Consider the following 20695-nt stretch of genomic DNA (forward strand, 5'->3'; position numbering starts at 1 on the left):
TGGAGCTCAAACGAGCGCCATCTCGAAGCCGGGCGCGCGATCGAGCGCGATCGGTGCACCGTCGAACCCGGGAGCGTGCACCGAGTAGAGCGTGATCGGGACGCTCTCGACGACGTAGGGGCGCAGCGCGTCGCCCAGCGCGAACTGCGCGTACTCGGGCAGCGCGACGAAGTGCGCCCGCTCGTCGCGCGTGCGCTCGCGGACGAGATCGATCATCGCGCGCAGCACGTCGGGTCGCTCGGCCTCGAGGTGCGTGAGGTAGAGGATCTTCATGGTCTCGCCGTCCTTCGGGACGCGGATCCACGGCTCGAGCACGCGCCCGGCGCGCGCGAGGTGCGGCGGGACGCGCGAGACGAACGTCTCCTTCGCCGGGCTCGGTGACCACGGCGCGACGCATCCGATGATCGCGCTGCGCGCGTCCTCGGCGATCACGAAGCGCTCGATCGCGTGCCCGGGCCAGGCGCGAAGCCGACGCGCGAAGTCCCCGCGAAATCCCGCGAATCGCGCCCTCTGGCGCGACTCGTAGAACGCCTCGAGCGCCTCGCGATCGCCCGACGTGGCAGCGCGCACCCGCACGTCACGAAGCCGCGGGCGCGGCCACAGCGGCCAGCGCGCGAGCACGCTCTGCATGCGGAACGGCGCGAGCGGCAGGTACGTCGGACCACCCTTCCCTCGCCGCTCGATCAGCGCCGCGCGCGCGAGCGTGTTCGCGTCCATCACCGCGGTGACGAACACCGACGCGCGATCGAGCTCCTCGATCTCGCTCGCGTGCGCGACCAGCGCGCCGTACGCGCGGCGCCACGACACGAGGAGGCGTCGATCCTGCGCGATGCGGAGATCCCCGAGGTACGCGACCTTCACCGGCGCGCCATGCGCCCATCCGTCGCGCACCGTGATCGTCCCGACGCCGCGGATCTCACCCGCGCTCTCGCACACGATCACGACGTGGCGATCGCTCTGGCAGCGCAGCAGCGCGAAGAAGTCGGGGCCGCGGCGATAGCCCACCTCGAACGCTGCGGTGCCCATCGCACGTCGATCGTAGAAGCGCACGATCGCGTCGTTGTCGGCCTCGGTCGCGAGGCGCGCGCCCGGCACGCCCTCGAGGATCTCGGCGATGCGCACGTCAGAAGTAGCGCTTGTCGAGCGCGGCGAGCGCGGCTTCGTCCGTCGGGAAGGGACGCGGCGGCAGCGCCATCAGCACCACGCGGTACCAGAGCGGCTGCGTCTCCTTCTGATCGCTCGCCGCGCAGAGCTCCTGCCACGGCATCGACGGGTGCCGGTGGTGCGTGAGGTTGTAGTTGAAGTTCAGGAAGAGCACGCGCACGAGCCAAGGCGCGCGCAGGTTGTACGCGCCCTCGATCACGTGGATCGGCGTGCGCAGGTGATAGACCCACTGCAGCCACGACCACGTGAACGCGAACGCGACGTACGCGGGCACCAGCGTCGACATCGACCACGGGCCCCACGCGATCACCGCGCCCCAGAACGCGTAGAGCACGAGCGCCTCGAGGCGCATCCGCGTCCAGTCGCGCTCCTTGAACTGCTCGAACATCGCGGCGTACGTGTTGAAGCGCTTGGTGCGCGCGAGGAAGCGGACGAAGCGCCACGGGATGAAGAACGAGATCAGCGGGAACACGAGCCCGCCGATCCACAGGCCGCCGCAGATCACGAAGTAGTAGAGCGCGACCTTGAGCGCGGGCGTCTCGCCGGGATGGATGAACTCGCCGCGCTCCGCCTCGCTGCGGTTGCGCACGTGGTGCCCCCAGTGGTGCACGCGATGGAGCGTCGCCGACGTGCCGAAGAGCGTGCTGCCGGCGAGCCCGATGATGTAGTCGATCGCGGGCACCGCGTGCGCGTTCCGATGGAAGTGCTCGTGCATCATCGTGAACACGCCCTGCATGAGCAGGCAGAAGAGCGCGATGAGCGCGATGCGCAGCGCGACGTGTGGCGCGTGCTCGATGCCGGTGAGCACCGCGGCCCAGCCGAGCACCTGGCCGCCGAGCACGACGAGGTTGTGGGCGCCGTAGCGGCCGCGCGAGCTCGCGACGGGTTCGGTGCGCGGGACGTTCTCGCTGCCCGGAGCGTCTTTCGGAGGCATCGGTCGCACGGGCGCGAGTGTGGGAGCGCGACGCGTGCGCGCGCAAATGCTCGCTTGCGCAGGTGAGAAAATCGGGGGAACCCTCGCGCGTGCAGACGCCCGCTCGCTGGCGCCCCGAGGGCTTCGACGCGTACCGCGCGCTCTACCCCGCGACGCCCGCGTTCGCGCTGCCCGACCTCGCGACGACGAGCGAGTTCGCGACGCGATGGACCGCGATGTCGAAGCTGCGCGAGGAGGCGTGGCCCGCGACGTTCGCGCCGGTCGTCGATCGCATCGCCGTGGTGTTCGTGCGCGGCTACCTCGGCAATTGGATGCCGGGGAACCTCATGGCGCCGACGCGCGCGTTGCGCGCGCTCGGCATCCCGGTCGTGCTCCATCGCAGCGCCGCCGAGGGTCCGATCGCGCGCAACGCGCGGATGCTCGGCGATGCGATCCGTCGCGACCTCCCGAGCGATCGCGAGCTCGTCATCGCGGGGCACAGCCGCGGTGGGCTCGAGGCGCGATGGCTCGTCGCGCACGACGACGAGCTCGCGAAGCGCACGACGGTCGTGCTCACGTCGCAGACGCCGCGCGGTCCTTCGCCCGTGCTCGAGAGCATGCTGCTCGGCGAGCACCGCGCGACGCTGCGCAAGCCGCACCGTCGCATCGCCGAGGGCGTGCAGCGCGTCGGTCTCCACGCGATCGGCGCGGCGACGGGCGGACGCGAGCTGACGCGCGAAGGAATCGCGCGCGTGGTCGAGACGCTCGCGCGCGCCGGCGACGTCACGCGGGTGATCCAGACCGCGTCGTGGTCGAGCGTGCCGACGACGTGGCTCGACTCGTTCCACGAGCGGCTCGGCGAGATCGCACCGGGACGCGCGCACGACGGGCAGTTCTTCCTCGACGACCTCGTGTGGCCCGGCGTGCCGCACGTGCTCCTGCCGCACCTCGATCACGCGCAGCCCGCGATGGGCGGTCACGGCTTCGATCACGTACGGTACTGGCTCGTGATGCTCTCGCTCGCGCTGCAGCTCGAGGTCTCGCGATGAGCGCGCACGATCCCGAGCTGCAGGACGCGCACCTCGTCGACGATCTCGAGTCGTCGCTCGATGCCGCCCGCACCGAGACGAAGCTCTCGCGCAGCGCGGTGCCACGCGACCTGCTGCGCACCGCGACGCGCGCCGGGCTCCTGCGCATGGCGCTCGAGGAGTGGGCGATGCTCGCGCTCCTCTGGATCGCGATGAGCATCGCGCCGTGGTGGTGCTACCCGGTGCTCGCGCTGCTCGTCGCGGGGCGCCTGCACGCGCTCGGCATCCTGATGCACGACTGCTCGCACATGCCGATGCCGGGCAGCCGCAAGGACCTCGTCGTGCGCGTGCTCGAGGTGCTCTGCGCATATCCGATCGCGACGACGATGAACGCGATGCGGTACCACCACCTGCGCCACCACCGCGACAGCGGCATGCGCAGCGACCCGTACTTCAAAGCGAACCTCGAGGGCCGCCCGCTGATGTACGCGCTCAACGTGCTGCGGGGCGCGGTGCTGATCCCGTTCTGGACGCTGCGCGTGCCGGTCGGTCTGCTCGCGGTCGTGTGGCCGCGCGCGCGCAACGTGTACGGGCGCGTCTGGCTCCAGGACAAGTCGGGCAAGGACCTCACGCATTCGCGGGAGGTCGTCGACTGCGGTCGCGCCGAGCTCGGCCAGGGCGTGTTCCAGGCGCTGGTGATCGCGGCGTGGATCGCGTGGCCGCGCGAGGTGCTCTTCGGCTACGTGATCCCGGTGACGATCACCGGGCTGCTCGCGGCGTGGCGCCTCCTGCAGGAGCACAACTACGTGCGCGCCGAGGATCGCAGCCTCGCGACGATCCTCGCGACGACGAACGATCACCACATCCGATGGGTCGACAAGCTCGTGCTCGCGCCGCGCAACATCGGGCACCACGTCGCACACCACCTGCACCCGCAGGTCGGGCTCGAGCACCTGCCCGCACTGCGCGCGTGGTACGCCGAGCGCTTCCCCGATCGTTATCCGCGCCCGCAGTGATTGCGCGCGTCGTGATCGCGCGTAAGGCTGCGCGCTGTTTCCGGTCTCGCGGACTGATCGCCGCGAAGCCTCGGGCGGGTAGCTCAGCGGCAGAGCAGAGGTTTTACACACCTCGGGTCGCAGGTTCGATCCCTGTCCCGCCCATCGATCGCCGCCGCGCCGGGTCGGCTCGATCCCACGCCGGTCGACGAGCGCGCGCCTCCCGTGTGACGCGAGCGCGCGCTGCATCGTCACGACCGCACCCGACGCGTGGCGCGCACGCCGAATGACTTCGCACGACGGGTGCCGACGCGTGTCCGTGCTCCCGTTCGGATCACGAGGACCCTCCCGACGCGTGTCTGGTGCCTCCGATCAGATCCCACCGCGCGTCCCGACGCGTGTCTGGTGCCTCCGATCGAATCCCACCGCGCGTCCCGACGCGTGTCCGGTGCCTCCGATCGAATTCCACCGCGCGTCCCGCCACGCGTCCGGTGCCTCGTGGCGGACGCAGAGCGCGCTCACGCCGCGACTTCCAGCCCGTCCTCGCGATCCCACGCGTGTCCACGCCGGCCAGCACACCGCGGCCGATTCCGCCACTGCCGGTCGACGACGCCTGCGCTGTATCCTCGCGGGCATGCGCTTCTCTGCTTGCCCGTGGGTCGCCGTGCTCTCCGCGCTGCTGCTCGTCGCGTGTGGCGACGACGATGGGAGCGCCGATCCCGATGCCGGCACGCCCGACGCGGGCCCCTCGTACCCAGTCGAGTGCGAGAACATCAGCCCGATGGACTGCCTGCTCCCGTGGCCGTCCAGTCGCTACCTCGCCCCGGACGAGACCACCGCGACGGGCGTGCGCATCGAGATCCCCGAGGCCGCGATGCCGCGCAACTTCCGCGCGGTGCCGGCCGATCCCGCCATCCTCTCGCGCTTCGACGGATTCAGCGCGGCGACGTCGATCATCACCGCGTTCGCCGACATCGATCCCTCGAACCTGCCCGACGAGGAGCACATCGAGGACAGCCTCGCGCAGGGCTCGCCGACCGTGCTGATCGACGCCGAGACCGGCGAGCGCGTCGCGCACTTCGCCGAGCTCGACACCTGGGAGTACATCGATCCCGCGCGCCGTCCGCTCTACATCCGCCCCGCCGCGCGTCTCGCGCAGCAGCGCCGCTACCTCGTCGCGATCCGCGATCTCCGCCACACCGACGGCAGCGCGATCGAGCCCTCCGCGTACTTCCGCGCGCTGCGCGACGACACGCCGCTGCCCGACGCGAGCGACATCGAGTCGCGGCGCGCGCACTTCGAGGACGTCTTCACCCGCCTCGAGGCCGCGGGCGTCGATCGCGCGACGCTGGTGGAGGCGTGGGACTTCCAGACCGGCACCGACGAGATCGCGTGGCACGACACGATCTCCGTGCGCGATCAGGGCCTGCGCGCGATGGCGACCGACACCGCGCCGCGCTGCACCGTCACGACGACGCGCGATGCGCCGCGCGCCGAGATCTGGCGTGAGATCGAGGGCACGGTGCGCGTGCCGCTCTTCCTGCGCGGCACCGACCCCAACTCGTTCGACGAGTCGACGCTGAGCCGCGGCGACGACGGCGAGCCGGCGCAGAACGGCTGGGCCGACGTGCCGTTCATCATCCGCATCCCGAACAGCGTGCGGGCGCGCGTGGCGGCGGGTGGCGAGCCGGTGCGTCTGCTCGACTACGGCCACGGCCTCTTCGGCGATCGCTTCGGCGACGGCGGGACCGTCAGCCGCACGATCGAAGCGAACGAGATGGTGTCGGTGCAGATCGACTGGTGGGGCTGGTCGCGCGACGACGTGACGCGCGTCGCGCAGACGCTCCAGGACTTCTCCGAGTTCGTGTCGTTCGGCGAGCGCGCGGTGCAGGGCGTCGCGAACCACGTGTTCCTCCACCGCGCGTTCTCGGTGGAGGGAGGCTGCGCCGAGCTCGAGGAGCTGCAGATCCCGCTCGACGCCGGTGGCGGCACCGCGCCCGCGATCGATCGCGAGGAGCTCTACTACTACGGCAACAGCCAGGGTGGGATCTTCGGGCTCTCGCTCGCGGGCATCGCGGTCGACGTCGATCGCTTCGTGCTCGGCGTCGGCGGGATGACCTACTCGGTCATGATCCCGCGCTCGTCGAACTGGGTGACGTACGGCAGCATCATGGAGCTCGGGTATCGCGATCCGCTGCAGCGCTCGATGCTGATGGTGCTCGCGCAGTCGCTCTTCGATCTCGCCGAGCCCGCGACGTACGCGCCGCACGTGCTGCGCGATCCGCTGCCCTGCGCCGACGACGTCTGTGCGTCGGGCGCGACTCCGCTCAAGCACGTGCTCTCGCAGATCGGTCGCGACGACGCGCAGGTGCCGAACGTCGCGGCGCACATCGCAGCGCGCACGATGGGCATCGGGTACGCGAGCCCCGCGCCCTACGAGCCGTGGAACATGGAGGCGCTCACCGCGGACATGGGCGCGTCGCTCGGCACCGACGCGATGGTCGTGTACGACATCCCCGAAGTGCCGGTGCTCCCGCTCGGCACGCGCAATCCGGGCGGCGACAACCCCGCGCACAGCGGGGTGCGCGAGTCGCCCGCGGCGGTGGAGCAGATCGATCTCTTCCTGCGCCCCGACGGAACCGTCGTGCAGACGTGCGACGGGGTCTGCGACCCGACCTGATCGATCAGCGCCTCCGGCGCGCCGCGATCCAGGCGTCGATCGAGTAGCGACCCGGGCCGGTGATCATCAGCGCGATCGCCGGCACGAGGAACAGGAACGCGTGCTCCTTGTCGCTCCACGGATCCGCGGCGTGGGCGACGAAGACCGCGACGAGCATCGTGAACGCGAACGGGATCGCCGCGAGGCGCGTCCCGAGACCGAGCGCGATCAGCACGCCGCACACGAGCTCACCGAAGATCGCGAGCGCGAGGCTCGGCACCTCTCCGAGCCCGAAGGGATCCGCGAAGCGCGGCTCGGGCCCCATGAAGCGCTCGAGCTTCGGCCATCCGTGCGCGATCGCCATCGTCATCCCGACGCCCACGCGCAGCAGGAGCAATCCTGCCGACGGCACCACACCGACCTCGAGCCGCGCATCGTTCTTCGTCACTCGTCCGCTCCTTCGACCAGGTACAATCCCGCCCCGTCATGTTGTCGGGCGCCCGCGGCGTCCACCCCGAGCACGTGGGAGCGCAGTGTTGATCGAAGGCCCCGTCCTCGGCATCGATCTCGGAACGACGAACAGCGTCGTCGCGATCACCGACGGGCAGCACGCCCGCGTGCTCGCAGACCCCGAGGGGAACCGACTCGTGCCCTCGTGCGTGTCGTTCACGCCGGAAGGGCAGGTCCTGGTCGGCCACGCGGCGCGCGAGCGACGCCTCGTCGACGCCGAGAACACCGTGTACTCGGTGAAGCGCCTGATCGGGCGCCCCTTCACGAGCCCCGAGGTCCAGCGCGCGCGCGAGCGCTTCGCGTTCACCATCGAGCCGAGCCGCACCGGCGGCGTGCAGGTGAAGGTCCGCAAGGGCACCTACGCGCTGCCCGAGCTGAGCGCGCTGGTGCTGCGACACCTGCGCGAGGTCGCGGAGGCCGCGCTGGGCGTCGAGTGCAAGCGCGCGGTCATCACCGTGCCCGCGAACTTCAACGAGCTGCAGCGCAGCGCGACGCAGGCCGCGGGCAAGGTCGCGGGCCTCGAGGTGCTGCGGATCATCCACGAGCCGACCGCCGCGACGCTCGCCTACGGCTACGGACGCGACAAGCCCGAGACGATCGCGGTCTACGACTTCGGCGGCGGCACGTTCGACATCACGGTGCTCGATCTCGATCGCGACGTGTTCGAGGTCGTCTCGACCGCGGGCGACACGTTCCTCGGCGGCGACGACATCGATCTCTCGATCGCGGAGATGATGGCGGACGCGTGCACGAAGGAGCACGGCTACGACGTGCGCGGCGACCTGCAAGCGTTCGAGCGCATGCGCGCCGCGGCGGAGTGGGCGAAGTGCCAGCTCTCGTCGGTGCCCGAGGCGGAGCTCACGCTCGAGCAGCTCTTCACCAAGCCCGGCGGTCTGATGCGACGCGCCGAGACGATCGACTTCACGTTCCGCATGACCGCCGACGAGCTCGAGGCGCGCATGCGCCCGCTGATCGCGCGCACGTTCGACGTGGTCGCCGACGCGCTGCGCGAGGCGGGACGCAGGCCGCGCGAGATCGACAACGTCGTGCTGGTCGGAGGCTCGACGCGCATCCCGCTGGTGCGCCGCATGGTCGAGGAGCACTTCGGTCGTGCGCCGCGCGCCGACATCGATCCCGACCTCGTGGTCGCGCAGGGCGCGGCGATCCACGCGTGGACGCTCGCGGGCAAGCCTGCGGCGTCGATCGCCCCGGGCGCGCCGCCGGGCGGGCGCGCCGCACTGCGCAAGGGAACGCTGGTGTCCGGCCCGCGCGCGAGCGAGCTGCCCAAGCAGCCCGCGTTCGCGCCCCCGCCGGTGTCGGTGCCGAAGCCGCGCCTCGTGCCGCCGCCCTCGGCGCTCGCCTCGCGCAACGTGGTGGTGCCCTCGCCCGCGTCGCTGGCACGCCCCGACTCGATGCCCGCGCCGAGCGGCGACGATCCCTTCGCGCGCACCTCGCTCGAGCTCGGGCAGAGCAGCGTCGCAGTGCTCGCACCGCCCGCGCGCGTCGGCACCACGTCGGACTCGGGGCTGCTCGAGCTCGACGATCCGCTCGCGCGCGCCCGCACCACGACGCGCGAGGGATCGATCGCGGCGCGCCGTCCGATCGAGGTCGCGGTGCCCGCACCGATCGACGCGCCCTTCGCCGAGCCGAGCGCGCGCAAGATGGTCGCCGCGAACGTCGACGCGCCCTTCGATCTGCCGGAGACCGCGCGCAAGAAGCCGCGACGCGACGCGACCGTGCCCTTCGGCATCGGCGCGCCCGCCGCGATCGACTCGCCCTTCGGCGACGAGCCCGCGAGCGCGCCGACCCGTGACGCGCTCGCCGAGGGCATCGCCGCGCTCGATGCGCCGCTCGGCCTGCCCGAGCCCGCGCCGCTGGTGCGCGATCCGCTCGATGCCGGGATGTTCGAGGTCGAGCTCGAGTCGGTGCCGCCCGAGGCGCCGCCGGTGCCGCCGCCTCCCGCGCGCCTGGCGCCTCCGCCGCCTCCGCCGCCGCGAAGGCCTCCTCCTCCGCCCCCGCCGAGCCTGCCGGTGCTCGAGATCGACGAGCCCCCGCCGATCGCGATCGACGAATTCGCGCTCTCGCCCGACGACTTCGCTTCGCCGCCCGCGCAGGATCCCCGCCTCGCGCCGCACGTGCCCGAGCTCCCGATCGCGAGCGCCGCGCCTGCGCCGCTGCTGATGGACGTCACGCCGCTCTCGCTCGGGCTCGAGACCGCGGGCGGGTTCTGCGCGCCGATCGTTCCGCGCAACGCGCCGGTGCCCGCCGAGAAGTCGCGCGTCTTCTCGACCGCGCGAGACGACCAGGAAGCGGTCGAGCTGCGCATCTGTCAGGGCGAGTCCACGCGCTTCGCCGACAACGAGCTCCTCGGCACGCTCGTGTTCGACGGGATCCGCAAGGCGCGCCGCGGCGCGGTGCGCATCGACGTCAGCTTCCTGCTCGACGCGAGCGGCATCCTCGACGTGCGCGCGACCGATCTCGACACCGGACGCGCGCAGCACACGCGCATCCACCTGCAGGGCGGGCTCGATCCGAACGAGATCGACGAGATGCGCCGTCGTCAGGAGCGCGAGCTCGCCTGATGTCGAACGACGACCGCCTCGATCAGCTCGACTACTACACGCTGCTCGGCGTCGCGCGCGACGCGAGCGTCGAGGACGTGAAGCGCGCGTTCCGCACCTTCGCGCGCCGCTATCACCCCGATCGATTCGCCGGCCAGGAGACAGAGAAGGTCGCGCGCGCCACGCGCATCTACCGCCGCGGCAGCGAGGCCGTGCAGACGCTGAGCGATCCCACCGCGCGCCGCGCCTACGACGCCGTGCTCGCCAAGGGCGAGCTGCGCCTCAAGAGCGACGCGCGCGCGCCGGTCGAGCCCGCGAAGCCCGCGCGGCGCGAGGAGCCGAGCAAGCCCACGCTCCAGTCCCCGACCGCGCGCGCGTTCTTCACGAAGGCGCAGGACGCCGCGCGCGCCGGTGATCTCCAGACTGCGTGGCGCCAGATCAAAGCCGCGATGCAGCACGAGCCGGGCAGCCCGATCCTCGAGCAAGCGCTCCAGAAGATCGAGCGCGCCATGCGCGGCTGGTGATCACTCGCGCAGCAGCACGTCGCAGTAGTAGCGGATGCGCTTCACCAGCGCGCCGTGCGGGCGCTGGTGGATGTCCTTCTTCAGCGCGAGCATGACCTTGCGCTGGATCGTGTACGCGTTGACCACGGGCTTGGGCGCCTCGACGCTCGACGCGACCTCGCGCACCGCGTCGAACACGCGCTCGCGCGGCCAGCCCCACGTCTCGAGATCCTCGTCGCTGACGCGCTCGATCATCCGCTCGGCGAGCGCGCGCTTCTTCGCGTCCTTCGCGAGCTCGGCCGCCCACTTGTGCAGCGAGTCGGTCACCGGGCGCGAGTGCTGGCTCACCGTGATCGGATCGCCCGGGCCCTTCTTGCTCCGGAAGCGCTCGCCGTAGTTCACGGCCTCGGGCTCGTTCTCCACGTCCATGTACGCGAAGACACGCTCCATCTGCGCCTCGGGCGCCTCGACGAGCGTCTCGTACTTCACGTGCACCAGCGGCACCGGACGCTCGCGCAGCATCTTCGCGATCGCCGGCACGTAGCGCTCGACGAGCGGATTGAACTCGTGGGCGCGCGCCCAGTCGCCGTCGAAGAACGAGTTCGCGAAGCTCGAGAAGATCGCGAGCGGATGCCGCGTGAGCACGACGTACTTCGCGTGCGGATAGAGCTTCGTCAGGAACGGCAGCACGAGCGCGTACGCCGGCGTCTTGTCCATGAAGTACCGCTTGCCGCTCGGCTCGAGCATGCGGCCGTACATCGCGTCGGAGTACGCGCGCAGCGCGTCGAGATAGTCCTCTTCGCCGCGCGGCAGCGAGCTCACGAAGAGCCGGATCGCCTCGGCCGAGTTGATGTGATCGAAGGGCGCCTTGTCGACCGTGTCGTAGAAGCCGAGGTACGCCATCGGCGTGATCAGGTGCGGCTCGGGGTGCGTGAAGACCGCGCTGTGCGAGCCGATCATCCGCTGCAGCAGCGTCGAGCCGCTGCGAGGCGGAGACACCACGAAGAGAAGGCGTTCCTGAACGGACGTCATGGCCCCCTCTGGTGGCCCGGCGGGGCGATCCGGTCAAGTTTCTTGGCCTGCTGAGGGATTGCCATCGCAGCGAATCCGGGCGAATCTGCAGGATCCGGTTGCTCGGACCTCCTGCGTCGGCAACGGTTCGCAGGTCATGGACCGCCCGCTCGCGACGGCCGCGCTCTTGCTCGCGCTGCTCGTCTTCGCCCCAGCCGGAGCGCCAGCCCACGCCCAGGACGCAGCAGAGACGTCACCGTCGATGCAGCGCACGGCGCGCTCGCTCTACGAAGACGGCGTGCGTGCGGCGCGCGCGCGTCGATGGCCCGAGGCGCGGGGCGCGTTCGAGCGCTCGTACGCGCTCTACCCGCGCCCGATCACGCTGATGAACCTCGCGGGCGCGCAGCGTCAGACCGGGCGCCTCGTCGCGGCGAGCGAGAGCTATCGGCGCTTCCTCCGCGACGCGAGCGAGCGCGAGCGGCGCGACTACGGTGCCGCGATCGAGAGCGCGCTCGGCGGGATCGACGCGCAGATCGCGCACGCCACGCTGCGCATCGAGGGGCTCGACCCGGGCGACCGCGTGCAGCTCGACGGAGAGGCGCTCGATCCGCGCGCGCTCGGCACCGAGATCGCGCTCGATCCCGGCGAGCACCGCGTCGTGATCGCGCGCACCGAGCAGACGCTGCTCGACCATCCGTTCACGCTGCGCGAGGGCGAGCGCACCGAGGTCGCGCTCGAGGTCCCGCGCGTGGTGGCGCGCGTCGTCGTCCCCGAGCCCGCCGTGGTCGCGCAGACCGCGGTCGCCCCGCCGGTCACGACCGAGCCCGATCTGCATACCGAGCCGCCGAGCGGCGACGATCCCACGCCGTGGATCGTCGTCGGCGTGGGCGCGGGCGTCGTCGCGATCGGCGTCGCGATCCTCGTCGGCGTGCTCGTCGCCGAGGGCAACGGCGGAGAGCTCCCGCAGGGCTCCGAACCTCCGATCCGACTCTGAGCGAGGCCGCGCATGCGCACCCCGATGAGCTTCGTGATCGCTGCGCTCCTGCTCGCCGCGTGCGAGCCCTCGCCGACCGCGCTCTACCTCGTCGTCGACACGAACCTCGAGGTCCCCGGTGAGGTCGCGTCGCTGACGATCCGCGTCGAGCCCGATCACGAGCAGCCGATCGAGCGCGACATCGATCTCACGACGGCCGAGCGCCCGGTGCGGGTGCGCATCGATCCCCGCGAGGGCCACGAGGGCGCGTCGCTCCGGCTCGTGCTCTCGGTGAGCGATGGAGACACGGCCGTGCTCACGCGCACCGTGCGGACCACGTTCGTCCGAGGCTCGGTGCGCGAGCTCGTCGTGTCGCTCGAGCGCGCGTGCCTCGACGTGACCTGCGACGTGCCGAACGAGACGTGCATCGCCGGCGCGTGCGACGACGACGGGCTCGACGCGAACGATCTGCCGGTGTGGGACGGCGACGATCCCGACGTCACGTGGAGCGACGCCGCGATCCACGACGCGGGATCGAGCGACGCCGGAGTCGACGATGGGGGCGGGCTCGACGCGGGCCGCGACGCGGGCACGCCGTGCCGCGACGGCGGCGTGGTGGACGCGGGCGCGGTCCCGACGTGCGGCGAGCAGCCGTGCCCCGCGCCGCGCATCTGCCTCGAGGGCATCCCCGACGCGGGCCCGCTCTGCGAGCCCGGGCCCGGCGAAGTGCGCGTGCTCTCCGCAGGCACCGAGCACCTCTGCATGATCGGCCAGCGCACGAACGGGCGTCGCGTGCTCTCGTGCGTCGGCTCGGACGACGACGGGCAGCTCGGAGGATCGCCCCTGCCCTACGAGAACCGGCATCCCGCGGAGCAGGGGCACGTCGTGGTCGCCGACCTCGAGGACGAGCCGAGCTCGGTCGCCGCGGGCGACACGTTCACCTGCGCGGCGTGGGACGGCGAGATCCGTTGCTGGGGCCGCGGCGCCGCGGGCTGGGGCGCGACGCCCGGGTGCGGTGGTCGCGCCGAGCTCTCGGTCGGCACGCGCACCGTGACCGCGCTCGATGCGGGGCACGGCTACGCGTGCGCGCTCGCCGACGGTCGCGTGATGTGCTGGGGCGACGGCGAGAGCGGCGGCAATCCCGCGGTGGCCCGCAGCGGTCAGCCGGTCGACGTCTTCGAGGACGCGCGCACGTTCGTCGGCCTGGTGGTCGGAGCACGTCACGCGTGCGCGTGGAGCGCGAGCGGCGAGGCGTGGTGCTGGGGCGCGAACGAGCGCGCGCAGCTCGGCAACGGCACCACCAGCGCGTCGAGCGAGCCGGTCGAGGTCACCGTCGCCGATGCTCCGGTGCGCGCGATGGCGGCCGGTGGCGCGCACACGTGCGCGCTGATCGGCGCGAGCGCGCCCTATCGCATCGAGTGCTGGGGCAGCAATTCGCGCGGCCAGCTCGGCGTCGACCCGACGAACCCCGCGCCGGTCCCGAGCGGTGTGATCGTCCCGCTCGATCCGCCCGCGACCGCGATCGGGGCAGGCCTCGAGCACACGTGCGCGCTGCCGAGCGACCAGTACGTGAGCTGCTGGGGCAACGGCGACGACGGGCGCGCCGGGCTCGCGCCGCCGCGCTCCGAGCCGGTCACGCCCGACGAGCCGAGCGTCGATGCGGTGATCGGCGCGATCGCGGTCGCGGACGAGCACACGTGCTTCCACGTCACCACCTCCATCACGTGCGCGGGCGAGGGCGGGTCCTTCCGCATCCCCGAGGACTTCTGGTGGGCCGAGGTGATCGGCTCGCTCTGGTGATCCCCGTGCTCATCGCTCGCCTCCGACTCTGCTCGGCGCTCGCGCTCACCCTCGCCGCGTGCAGCACCGATCCCACCGCGCTCTACCTCGTGGTCGACACCGAGCTCGCGGTGCCCGCGGAGGTCGACACGCTCACGATCCGCGTGGAGCCCGAGGACGGCGATGCGGTGGTCCGCGAGATCGATCTCGCCGCGAGCGAGCGCCCGGTCCGCATCCGCATCGATCCTCGCGACGAGGCCCAGGACGCACCGCTGCGCATCGAGCTCGCGGTCACGCACGACGACGACGAGATCGTGACCCGCACCGTCTCGACGCGCTTCGTGCGGGGCAGCGTGCGCGTGCTCGCCGTGCTCCTCGAGCGCGCCTGCATCGCACCGAGCTGTCCCGCCGAGCGCACGTGCGTGGCCGGCGACTGCGTGTCGCCCGAGATCGATCCGACGACGCTGCCGGTGTGGGATCCGCGCCACGAGCCCGACGTCCCGACGCGCGACGCGGGCACGATCGACGGAGGCACGTCGCGCGACGACGCCGGGATATCCGACGTCGACACCGGACCTCCCGACGCGTGGGTCGATCCCGAGACGCGCTCCGTCGCGACGCTCGAGGAGCTGACCGAGGCGGTCCGCTGGGCCGACGCGCGCGCCGGGGCGCAGACGATCCTGCTCGCGGCGGGCACCTACGCGCTTTCCGACGTGCTCGTGATCGATCAACACCTGACGCTGCGCGGCCCGAGCCGCTGCGGCGCGGTGCTGTCCAACGACGGCTCCACGCGCGTGCTCCAGGTGACCGACGGAGCGGTGACGCTCGACGGGCTCACGCTCACCGGCGGCGTCGTGACCGACGGGCACGGCGGTGGGCTCCTGGTGCAGAGCCCCGCGGTCGTCACGCTCGAGCGCAGCTGCGTCACCGGGAACGCCGCGAACGCGGTCTCGATGGACGCGTCGGGCGGTGGCGTGGCGGTGATCCGCGGCGGGCGGCTCACGGTGCGCGACAGCGACATCGTCGACAACGGCGCGGGCCAACAGGGCGGCGGCCTCTTCGTGTGGGACGCGTCGGCCGAGCTCGTCGACTGCGACGTCTCGCGCAACCGCATCACGACCGACCGCGACTACACCTCGGGCGCCGGCATCTCCTCGATCAACTCGGCGATCACGCTCGATCGCTGTCTCGTCTCCGCGAACGAGACGGTCCGGACGCTCTCGCGCGCCGCCGACGGCGGCGGCCTCTACGCGTTCCAGGGCAGCGTGCAGATCGCGAGCTCGACGTTCGCGTCGAACCGCGCGCACTACGGCACCGCGATGCTCGTGCAGGACGTGACCGTCGCGATCTCGTACTCGACGATCGCCGGCAACACGTCCACGCAGCCGAACGGACGCGCGATCTGGAGCCCGAGCAACATGGGCTTCACGCTCGAGGGCTCGATCGTCGCGAACAACTTCTCGAGCGCCAGCACGCGACTGAACTGCCACGCCACGATCATGTCGCGCGGCGGCAACGTCGCGGACGAGCTCCCGGGCGAGGCGGACTTCGACTGCGGCATGCAGATCGGCGCGGCCGGCATCGACCGCGTCGGCGACCCGCGCCTCCTCCCACTGCAGGACCGCGGGGGCTCCACCGAGACGTTCGCCCTCGACACCGGCAGCGCCGCCATCGCCTTCGCCGGCGACGAGTGCCCGGACGTGGACCAGCGCGGCATGACCCGCACTCCGCCCTGCGACTCCGGCGCGTTCGAAACGGAGTGAGCCAGCGCGCAGGACGCGGGTGCGGCGACGATCGGGCCCGTGGTAACAACGAGGTTTCCCACAGAGGAACACCTCCATGCAGCTCAAGGTCGTCGAGACGCCGAAGGACGAAGCCCCGCGCGCGGTGAAGCCGCCGGTCGACCCCTCGACGCTCAGCCATCGTCACCTCCTCGAGGGCGACTTCTGGCGGCGCATCCCTGCCTACGCGAACGTGAGCGAGGCCGAGTTCCTCGATCACAAGTGGCAGATGAAGCAGACCATCACGCGCGTCGACAAGCTGCTCGCCGCGCTGCAGGGCCTGGTCTCGCCCGCGTTCATCTCCGACGCCGAAGAGGGCTTCCGCCACGCCCCGATGGCGGTGCGCGTCTCGCCCTATCTGCTCTCGCTCGTCGACTGGACGAAGCCCTACGAGGACCCGCTCCGCCGCCAGTTCATCCCGCTCTCGTCGACGCGGCTGCCCGATCATCCGCAGCTCCGCTTCGACTCGCTCAACGAGCAGGGCGACGCGCCGGTGCAGGGCCTCACGCACCGCTATCCCGACAAGGCGCTCTTCCTCGCGCTCGACACCTGCCCCGTCTACTGCCGCTTCTGCACGCGCAGCTACGCGGTCGGTCCCGACACCGATCAGGCCGAGCTCGAGAAGCTCTCGCTCAAGGCGAACACCCAGCGCTGGGAGGCGATCTTCACCTACGTCGCGTCGCGCCCGGAGCTCGAGGACATCGTCATCTCGGGCGGCGACTCGTACAACCTGCGCGCCGATCAGATCCGCGAGATCGGCCATCGCCTGCTCGACATCCCGCACGTCGCGCGCATGCGCTTCGCGACCAAGGGCCCGGCGGTGATGCCGCAGAAGATCCTCACCGACGACGAGTGGTTCAAGGCGCTCGTCGAGGTCGTGCACCGCGGCCGCTCGATGGCGAAGGACGTGGTCCTCCACACGCACTTCAACCATCCGAACGAGATCACCGGCATCACCAAGCGCGCGATGGATCGCCTCTTCGGCGAGGGCGTCACGGTGCGCAACCAGTCGGTGCTGCAGCGCGGCGTGAACGACCAGGTCGAGACCATGACGACGCTGGTGAAGCGGCTCGCCCACGTGAACGTGCAGCCCTACTACGTCTACGTGCACGACCTCGTGAAGGGCGTCGAAGAGCTGCGCACGACGGTCGACACCGCGGAGTACCTCGAGAAGTCGGTGCGCGGCACGACCGCGGGCTTCAACACCCCGACCTTCGTCGTCGACGCGCCCGGCGGCGGCGGCAAGCGCGTGGTGCACAGCTTCGAGCACTACGACCGCGTCACCGGCATCTCGGTCTACACCGCGCCGAGCGTGAAGCCCGGCCAGTTCTTCCTCTACTTCGACCCGATCCACCTCCTCTCCGAGGCGGGCCAGATGCGTTGGAAGGACCCGGCCGAGCACAGCAAGATGGTCCAGGAAGCGCTCGACCGCGCCCAGGCGCGCGCCCGGCGCTGAGGCGGCGCTACGATTTCCGTAGCAGTCACGCGCGCGCGGTGCGCTCACCGTCGCGCGCGTCGTCTTTCCGTCGACCGTCGGCGCTCGCCGCGCGACGTCCGACGAGCCCCTCGAGCAGCTCGATCGGCAGCGGGAACACCGTCGTCGAGTTGTTCTCCGCCGCGATCTCCACGAGCGTCTGCAGATAACGCAGCTGCAGCGAGCCCGGCTGCGTCGCGAGCACCTCCGCGGCCTCCGCGTACTTGTGCGACGCCTGGAACTCGCCATCGGCGCTGATCACCTTCGCGCGTCGCTCGCGCTCCGCCTCCGCCTGTCGCGCGATCGCGCGGCGCATCTCCGCGGGCAGCTCGACGTGCTTGATCTCGACGCCCGTGACCTTGATGCCCCAGGGGTCGCTCGCCGCGTCCATGATCACCTGGATCTTCGCATTCAGCTTCTCGCGCTGCGCGAGCAGGTCGTCGAGCTCGTGCCCGCCCACCACCGAGCGCAGCGTCGTCTGCGCGAGCTGGCTCGTCGCGTAGTCGTAGTCCTCGACCTGCAGCACCGATTGATCGGGATGCACCACGCGGAAGTAGATCACCGCGTTCACCGTGCACGACACGTTGTCGAGGGTGATGACCTCCTGCGGCGGCACGTCCTTCACGCGCGTGCGCAGGTCGACGATGATCATCCGCACGAACGGCGCGAACACGAAGCGCAGCCCCGCGCCCTTCACGCCCTGGTAGCGCCCGAGCAGGAAGAGCACGCCGCGCTGGTACTCGGTCACGATGCGGATCGACGACACGACGTACCCGAGCACGATCAACGTCGCGACCGCGAGCCCGATCGGCAGTCCCATCCCGATCATGCGAGCGCTCCTTCTCCTTCGTCCGCCGCGATCACCCGCAGCGTCAGCCCGCGCACCGCGATCACCCGGACCGGCGTGCCCGCGGGCAGCGGCACGTCGCTCACTGCGCGCCAGGTCTCGCCGTGCATCCGCACCGCGCCGCCGCGCCCATCGATCATCGACGCCGCCGCGCCGACCTCGCCGAGCATCGCCTCGACGCCGGTCACGCTCGGCCGCGCGCGCACCCGGCGCACCGCGATCCCGAGCACCACCGCCGCGACCGCGAGCACGATCGCGAGCGGCACCACGACGCCCCACGACACGCCGACGCTCTCGTCCGCGAAGAACGACGGATCGGCGTGATCCACGAGCAGCGCCGCCCCCGCCACGAGGCACACCGCGCCCGCGACCGCGAGCAGGCCAGCGCTCGCCACGTGCAGCTCGGCCACGAAGAGCGCGAGCGCGATCCCGACCAGCGCGATGCCGCCGATCGTCACCGGCACCACTCCGAGCCCGATCGCCGCGAGCAGGAACGACATCGCGCCGATCCCGCCCGCGATGCCGACCCCCGGCGTCGCGAGCTCGATCATCAGCGCGAAGATCCCGATCACCAGCAGCGCGTACGCGATCGTCGGATCCCCGAGCAGCGCGAGCGTCTGCTGCGGGATCGTCATCTCGTGCTCGCGCACCTCGGCGCCGCGCGTGTGGAGCGTCCACGCGCGCTCGGGCGAGATCGAGACCACACGACCGTCGATCGCCTCGAGCAGCGCGCGCTCCGACCCGACCACGAGGTCGATCACGCCGAGGCGTCGTGCCTCGTCCGCCGTGGCCGATGCGCTCTCTCGCACCGCTGCCTCGGCCCACTCCACGTTGCGCCCGCGCTGCTGCGCGATCGCGCGCGCCAGCGACGCGGTGTCGCTCTCGATCTTCCGCGCGAGCTCGGTGCTCGCCTCGCGACCGTCGAGCGACACCGGATGTGCCGCGCCCACGCTCGATCCCGGCGCCATCGCCGCGACGTGCGAGGCGAGCAGCACGAACACGCCCGCCGATCCCGCGCGCGCCCCGCCGGGCGCGACGTGCACGACGATCGGCACCCGCGCCTCGAGGAACGCCCCCGCGATGCGCCGCGTCGGCTCGATCATCCCGCCCGGGGTGTCGACCCGCACCAGCAGCGCGCAGCCCTCGCGCTCGGCGCGCGCGAGCGCGTCCTCGAGGTACGTCGCGGTGCCCTCGCTCACCACGCCGTGCAGCTCGGCCGCGAGCACGCACGTGCGCTCCGCGCGTGCCCTCGCCGGCGCTGCTGCGAGCACGAGCGCGAGCACGAAGAGCCCCGCGCCCCACCGCGATCGATCCATCACGCGCGACGTCGATGCATCGCGCGCACCCGAGCTGGGATGGTGAGCGCCGCGCCCTCGGTCGGAAAAAAAGTCGCGCCGGTGTCGGGAGCGACCGCGCTCGTTCGTCCTCGGGCCGAAACGGCCGGAACGCGGCCCCCACGGAGGACCCCATGAGCATCCTGACCGCCGAGGCATATCTCTCGTTCGACGGCACCGCCGACGCCGCGATCGCGCTCTACCAGCGCGCCCTCGGAGCCGAGGTCGAGCGCATCCTGCGCTACGGCGACTACCCCGAGCTGGCGAGCATGACCAGTCACACGACGCGCGTGATGCACGCGGTGCTGCGCATCGGCGCCTCGCGCGTCCTCCTCAACGACGTGCCGCCGGGCACGACGGTTCCGCGCGAGAGCAACATCCGCGTCACGCTCGAGCTCGACGACCCGAACGACGCCGCGGTGCGCTTCGACGCGCTCGCCGCCGGCGGCACGGTGCGCTTCCCGTTCGATGACATGTCCGGCGGCAAGCTGGGCTCGCTCACCGACGCCTACGGCATCTCCTGGACCTTCCACTGCCCCGCGAAGAGCGCGTGATCGCGGTCGAACGATGCCGCGATCGGAGCGGAGCCGGCGACGGATGCCGGCGTCCGCGGCGATCGCGGTGTCGTCCGCCGGAATGCGACGACGACCCAGAGCCGCTAGGGCGACGGCACGAGCTGCACGTCGAGCTCGGTCTCTGCGCCCGCGCCCACGTAGATCTCCTGCTCGAACGCTTCGTATCCCGGCGCCCACACCCGCACCACGTGCGGCCCCGGCACGAGATCGATCACCAGCGCCCCGAGCCCCGCGGGCGCTCCGTCGATCTCGATCTCCGCGCCCGGCGGCACCGAGCGGATCTCGACCCGCCCGCTCACCGCCGCATCGCTCGCGATCGATCCCGCGGCGATCACGTCGAGATCGATCTCGACCGTGCTCCCCCCGCGCACCTCGACGCGCTCGCTCGCGATCACGAGCGCACCGCGCCGCAGCTCCACGACGTGCATGCCGCGCGCGAGCCGCACGCGATAACCGCTCACCGGACGCGCGTCGACGTGCACCACACCGCGCTCGTGGGCGCGCACGATCAACGTGCCCTCGCTCGCATCCGCTGGAGGCGCGCACGCGGTCAGGAGCACGCAGAGGATCCACCACGCTCGCATCGCG

At 71.7% G+C, this 20695-nt stretch carries 17 protein-coding genes and 1 tRNA gene; 11 read left to right on the forward strand and 7 right to left on the reverse strand.

Going from position 1 to position 20695, the window contains the following annotated elements; all coding sequences use genetic code 11:
- Positions 1-6 precede the first annotated feature (6 nt).
- Positions 7-1122 (reverse strand): hypothetical protein, encoded by a 1116-nt coding sequence (locus I5071_RS14835; protein ID WP_236606107.1) that lies wholly within the window; start codon positions 1120-1122, stop codon positions 7-9.
- 1 nt (position 1123) lies between these two features.
- On the reverse strand, positions 1124-2098 hold the full coding sequence (locus tag I5071_RS14840; protein ID WP_236606108.1) for a fatty acid desaturase family protein: 975 nt from the start codon (positions 2096-2098) through the stop codon (positions 1124-1126).
- 89 nt (positions 2099-2187) lie between these two features.
- Here I5071_RS14840 and I5071_RS14845 point away from each other — a divergent pair, with 89 nt between their 5' ends.
- The 4 genes from I5071_RS14845 (at position 2188) to I5071_RS14860 (ending at position 6780) form a co-directional block, all read left to right on the forward strand.
- A complete protein-coding gene (locus I5071_RS14845; RefSeq protein ID WP_236606109.1) occupies positions 2188-3126 on the forward strand; it encodes an esterase/lipase family protein in 939 nt (312 codons plus the stop codon).
- Positions 3123-4121 (forward strand): fatty acid desaturase family protein, encoded by a 999-nt coding sequence (locus I5071_RS14850; protein WP_236606110.1) that lies wholly within the window; start codon positions 3123-3125, stop codon positions 4119-4121. Before I5071_RS14845 ends, I5071_RS14850 begins: the two co-directional genes overlap by 4 nt.
- A gap of 72 nt (positions 4122-4193) precedes the next feature.
- Positions 4194-4265 (forward strand) — tRNA-Val (locus tag I5071_RS14855).
- Between the two features lie 469 nt (positions 4266-4734).
- Positions 4735-6780, forward strand: coding sequence for a hypothetical protein (locus I5071_RS14860; protein WP_236606111.1), 2046 nt, complete (start codon positions 4735-4737; stop codon positions 6778-6780).
- Positions 6781-6784: 4 nt separating this feature from the next.
- On the opposite strand, the gene I5071_RS14865 is transcribed toward I5071_RS14860, so the two are convergent.
- On the reverse strand, positions 6785-7207 hold the full coding sequence (locus I5071_RS14865) for a DoxX family protein (RefSeq protein ID WP_236606112.1): 423 nt from the start codon (positions 7205-7207) through the stop codon (positions 6785-6787).
- 88 nt (positions 7208-7295) lie between these two features.
- Between I5071_RS14865 and I5071_RS46615 the strand changes: the two genes are divergently transcribed.
- Together I5071_RS46615 and I5071_RS14880 are read left to right on the forward strand one after the other, a co-directional pair.
- Positions 7296-9851: an Hsp70 family protein gene (locus I5071_RS46615; protein ID WP_268921231.1), complete on the forward strand. Its 2556-nt coding sequence runs from the start codon at positions 7296-7298 to the stop codon at positions 9849-9851.
- Entirely contained in the window at positions 9851-10354 is a 504-nt protein-coding gene (locus I5071_RS14880; protein ID WP_236606113.1) for a J domain-containing protein, read from the forward strand. Before I5071_RS46615 ends, I5071_RS14880 begins: the two co-directional genes overlap by 1 nt.
- Here the strand turns inward: I5071_RS14880 and I5071_RS14885 are convergent, their stop codons facing one another.
- Positions 10355-11365, reverse strand: coding sequence for a sulfotransferase family protein (locus tag I5071_RS14885; RefSeq protein ID WP_236606114.1), 1011 nt, complete (start codon positions 11363-11365; stop codon positions 10355-10357).
- A gap of 136 nt (positions 11366-11501) precedes the next feature.
- On the opposite strand from I5071_RS14885, the gene I5071_RS14890 reads away from it, so the two are divergent.
- From I5071_RS14890 to I5071_RS14905, 4 genes are all read left to right on the forward strand, one after another.
- Positions 11502-12338 (forward strand): hypothetical protein, encoded by an 837-nt coding sequence (locus I5071_RS14890; protein WP_236606115.1) that lies wholly within the window; start codon positions 11502-11504, stop codon positions 12336-12338.
- 12 nt (positions 12339-12350) lie between these two features.
- Entirely contained in the window at positions 12351-14117 is a 1767-nt protein-coding gene (locus I5071_RS14895) for an RCC1 domain-containing protein (protein WP_236606116.1), read from the forward strand.
- The gene (locus I5071_RS14900; protein WP_236606117.1) at positions 14114-15859 is read left to right on the forward strand and encodes a right-handed parallel beta-helix repeat-containing protein; all 1746 of its coding nucleotides are present in this window, start codon (positions 14114-14116) and stop codon (positions 15857-15859) included. The genes I5071_RS14895 and I5071_RS14900 overlap by 4 nt, the downstream gene beginning before the upstream one ends.
- Positions 15860-15935: 76 nt before the next feature.
- Positions 15936-17333: a KamA family radical SAM protein gene (locus tag I5071_RS14905; RefSeq protein ID WP_236606118.1), complete on the forward strand. Its 1398-nt coding sequence runs from the start codon at positions 15936-15938 to the stop codon at positions 17331-17333.
- A gap of 25 nt (positions 17334-17358) precedes the next feature.
- Here I5071_RS14905 and I5071_RS14910 read toward each other — a convergent pair whose 3' ends face one another.
- Both I5071_RS14910 and I5071_RS14915 read right to left on the reverse strand, forming a co-directional pair.
- Positions 17359-18171, reverse strand: coding sequence for a slipin family protein (locus I5071_RS14910; protein WP_419249653.1), 813 nt, complete (start codon positions 18169-18171; stop codon positions 17359-17361).
- A 5-nt stretch (positions 18172-18176) separates the two neighbouring features.
- Entirely contained in the window at positions 18177-19514 is a 1338-nt protein-coding gene (locus tag I5071_RS14915) for an NfeD family protein (RefSeq protein ID WP_236606120.1), read from the reverse strand.
- A 152-nt stretch (positions 19515-19666) separates the two neighbouring features.
- On the opposite strand from I5071_RS14915, the gene I5071_RS14920 reads away from it, so the two are divergent.
- Entirely contained in the window at positions 19667-20086 is a 420-nt protein-coding gene (locus tag I5071_RS14920) for a VOC family protein (RefSeq protein WP_236606121.1), read from the forward strand.
- A gap of 104 nt (positions 20087-20190) precedes the next feature.
- Here I5071_RS14920 and I5071_RS14925 read toward each other — a convergent pair whose 3' ends face one another.
- Positions 20191-20691 (reverse strand): PEGA domain-containing protein, encoded by a 501-nt coding sequence (locus I5071_RS14925; protein ID WP_236606122.1) that lies wholly within the window; start codon positions 20689-20691, stop codon positions 20191-20193.
- Positions 20692-20695: the final 4 nt, after the last annotated feature.

This window comes from Sandaracinus amylolyticus (assembly GCF_021631985.1).
In the GTDB taxonomy this organism is placed as follows: domain Bacteria; phylum Myxococcota_A; class Polyangia; order Polyangiales; family Sandaracinaceae; genus Sandaracinus; species Sandaracinus amylolyticus_A.